Annotated in this window: 3 protein-coding genes; all 3 read left to right on the top strand. The window is 35.3% G+C overall.

Annotation, left to right across the window (positions count from 1 at the left end; translation table 11 throughout):
- Positions 1 to 260: SMI1/KNR4 family protein (locus tag N7931_RS19140; RefSeq protein ID WP_262795941.1), on the top strand; the 260-nt coding region annotated here is incomplete at its 5' end.
- A 116-nt stretch (positions 261 to 376) separates the two neighbouring features.
- The gene (locus N7931_RS19135; protein WP_262795940.1) at positions 377 to 1975 is read left to right on the top strand and encodes a hypothetical protein; all 1599 of its coding nucleotides are present in this window, start codon (positions 377 to 379) and stop codon (positions 1973 to 1975) included.
- Positions 1976 to 2024: 49 nt separating this feature from the next.
- On the top strand, positions 2025 to 2531 hold the full coding sequence (locus tag N7931_RS19130; protein WP_262795939.1) for a hypothetical protein: 507 nt from the start codon (positions 2025 to 2027) through the stop codon (positions 2529 to 2531).
- Positions 2532 to 2601: the final 70 nt, after the last annotated feature.

The following is a 2601-nucleotide window of genomic DNA, read 5'->3' as shown; positions in this document are numbered from 1 at the left end:
CAGAAGATTACGGGCTTTTAAATGATGCAGAAATTATCATCGAAGAAAATAACGATGTGCGAAACAATGGCTATTTTGGCGAGTCATGGCCTGAGAGTTATTTTATAATTGGCCAAAACGGTTGTGGTGATTACTACGTTATCAATCACCAGGGTAAGGAGTTCTCTGTTGGCTTCGCAAGCCACGAAGAAATGGCATGTAACCCTTACGCGGCTAACTTGGCAGAGTTCATAAGTAAGTATTTACGTGAAATTGAGTAAAAAACATAACAAGTCAAAGCACTCGGACTTGGTAAAGCTGTCACCTTTTTTGTTCCAAAAAAGCCGCCAACTTCACCAAGCCGGTGTTTGAGGCGTTATATTTTCTCCGAGGATTTATGAATAAAATTGAAGATTTGTACGGAAACGATCTTGAAACTAATTATTTTTATATTTTCCCCGTGGAGAGACTTGATTTAAAAAGTGAAGAGTCATTTGGGAACATAAGAATCTTTCCAAAAGGCTGCATCGATATTGATGATATGTTTAGTAATACAGTTTTCATGTCTCAAGAAGATAAAGATAAATTTGATTCAAACATTGAGAATTTTAAATCAAACCCTTTAGTAGTAATCAATGATCAAACTTATGCTGATTATCCTGGGAGCGTATCAAGTGATTTGCAAATTATGACTACTGCAATATCTAAAGCCTCCATAATTATCGATTATATAAAATTTGAGTTTTGCTCCTTAGTTGCTCCTAAAAACATGCCAGCAAGGTTGGGGCAAGTTTCATCAGGTGAGACGTTGCTGTTAATGTACAATGGGAAAGGGAGTCCTTTTACTCGTATTGTAGATACTACGATCTACAGCAATACTTTAACGGCGGGCGTAGGTTTAGATATTAACTCCGAAATTTTCACTAATTTTAACCTATTAAATGCTGATATTGGAGAGGTTGGGAACATAGCGAAACAAGCATTGAGAATGTTTTCAAATGCATTGGAAGAAAATGATAATACAGGGAAATTCATCGAGATAATTAGATTGTTTGAATTTATCGCTGATCCAAATAGTTTTACTAAGTTCCAGAAGGTTAGAACAAAAATTGCGGCTCATATAGCCGAAAACAGCTCGGACATTCACAGATTGCAGGAGGAGTTTAAATACTATTCTAGCGGTGACAATGAAGATGGATTGCGTACGGAGATAATTCACAATGGTAAGAGTATAGAAATATTAATACCAGAGCTTAGCAAACAAACAGATCTTTTCAATAAATTACAGTTATACATAACCAAATGCATTAGAGATCTAGTTTTTTTTTACGATAAAAGCTGGGTTGAACTCGAAGCCATCAGAGATAAAAAATTAGAGGAAGCAAAAAAAAACAAAGTAAAAAATAAAATCGTGAATTACTCCAATACAGTCGTTTTAATTGATGTTAACTTCCTTGCTGAATCAATTAAAAAATATTCACCAATGTATAAAGAGCTGTACCCAGAAAGAAATTTTAGTAATTTAAAATTAGAAGAATTAGTTTATCAAGCTTTACGCAACTGTAGGGTGTTAGAAGAAAATAAAACTTACAAAGTATTTGCCTTTTCTCATGAAATTGATGGTATTCCATTAGTTAAAATACCTATTTCATCATTAGATGGCGCAAAACTTAAAGGTAATAATTGTTTGTTTGAGCTTGTTGCATTTGCCTTCGAGGAAAAAGTAAAAAAAATAGAATCTGTTTTCGAGGTCACTCATGATATTTTTCAAGACAAGTCTTCTTTTGATTCATCAGATCTTACTTTTCAAAATGTTGTGTTTATTGGAGATGATCCTGAATATATTAATCTTCTGACAAACGTGAACGCGAAAGAAAACCGAAATTTAACTATTATAAAATGTTCACATTATTCTCAAATGGAACATCGAATTCCATTTTTTGATGTAGGGCATTTAGTAGGAATGTCATTTGGTCTGTCAGCTAGTCAGCTATGAAAATATAACAAAGCTGTCATGCGCGAACTCCGTTCAGTTGGTGCTTTTTGTGGAAAAAACACCACAAAAAGCACCAACTAAACTCCGTCGCCATACAGCGGCGTTATATTGCAGGAGAGTTATGCGAAGCCTTTTAATCTTATTGGTTTTTCCCTTTCTAAGCTTGGCTTCTTCGGTTTCAATTTCGTCCAAAACTTTAACCCCTGAACAAGCTAATGAGTTGGGGATACATAGGCTAACGTCGGAAAATGTTCAAAGTAATTGGATCGTTTTAGTTTATCCAAACAAAACAGTGAAAGCTGAATTATCGGAAGTCATTGTTACATTGAGTGAGGATGGCAAGCTTATAACCACTTTCCCTGTCCAAATTAGAAATTTTGAAATTTCTCCATTAAAAAGGCTTGATGTGGTTCTAGAAGAAAAAACTAAGCGCAATATGCAAGTTTCATTTACTTATGGTGCAATCAGCTATGTCATTGAAAACGTAATGGAATTAAAGGATATTGAATACAATGAGTTTGTAAAGCAATATAATCGGGTAGCCGAGGGTATTTAGCCCTCAGCCCCCACAACACCCTGCATGCGGGTCCGCACACGACTAAATGGATTTAGGAGGTAGGGCGACG

It is taken from the genome of Catenovulum sp. 2E275 (assembly GCF_025515275.1).
Lineage (GTDB): Bacteria > Pseudomonadota > Gammaproteobacteria > Enterobacterales > Alteromonadaceae > Catenovulum.
Note: the sequence above shows the minus strand (reverse complement) of the source record. Positions and strands in the feature narration are given on the sequence as shown.

Coding starts and splice junctions, on each gene's coding strand:
- N7931_RS19135 (WP_262795940.1), top strand. CDS start 377: ATGAATAAAATTGAAGATTTGTACGGAAACGATCTTGAAACTAATTAT.